We start from the raw sequence: 853 nt of genomic DNA, 5'->3' as shown, positions 1-853 counted from the left end.
GTCACTTGGCGAGGAACTCCAGCAGGGCGGCGTTGACTTCCTCCGGGTGGGTCCAGGCGATGTTGTGCGGGCCGCCCTCGACCGTCACGAACGTCAGGTCCTCGATCAGCCCCGGCAGCCGCTTCGCGGTGTTCTCGTACGGCAGGATCCGGTCCGCGTCGCCGTGCACCAGCAGCGTCGGCACATCGATCTTCGGCAGGTCCTCACGGAAATCCGTCAGCCACGTGTCCACGCACGCGTAAGCCGCCCACGCCGACGCCGCCACCGCCACGTTGAAACTGTTCTGCCACGCCTGGTCACTGATCCGCGTCCCGGCATACATGTCGACGTTGTAGAAATTGTCGAGGAAATCCTTGAAATACGCGGGCCGGTCCTTCAGCACCGCCTCCTTGATCCCCTCGAACACCGACGCGTCCACACCCTCCGGGTTGTCGTCGGTCTTCAGCAGGAACGGCGGGATCGCACCCAGCAGGGCCGCCTTCGCCACCCGCTCCGACCCGTACCGGCCCAGGAACCGGGTGACCTCACCCGTCCCCATCGAGAACCCGACCAGCGCGACGTCCCGCAGGTCCAGGTGGTCCAGCAACACCTTCAGGTCCGCCGCGAACGTGTCGTAGTCGTAACCCACCGTCGGCTGACTCGACCGGCCGAACCCACGCCGGTCGTACGTGATCACCCGGTACCCCGCCTCCAGCAGCACCCGCTCCTGCTTCTCCCACGAGTGCCCGTTCAACGGATACCCATGGATCAGCACCACCGGACGACCACTGCCGTGATCCTCGTAGTACAGCTCGATCGCCTCGGAGTTCTCCCGGCCCACCGTCACAAAACCCATGACACACACCCTTCGTCG

General features: G+C 65.5%; 1 protein-coding gene. It reads right to left on the bottom strand.

What is annotated here, in order from left to right:
* Position 1 precedes the first annotated feature (1 nt).
* The gene (locus IE294_RS46910; protein ID WP_189895409.1) at positions 2-835 is read right to left on the bottom strand and encodes an alpha/beta fold hydrolase; all 834 of its coding nucleotides are present in this window, start codon (positions 833-835) and stop codon (positions 2-4) included.
* Positions 836-853 lie beyond the last annotated feature (18 nt).

The sequence above is a fragment of the Streptomyces canarius genome (assembly GCF_014650735.1).
GTDB lineage: Bacteria > Actinomycetota > Actinomycetes > Streptomycetales > Streptomycetaceae > Streptomyces > Streptomyces olivaceoviridis.
This window is presented reverse-complemented; position numbering and strand designations above follow the sequence as displayed.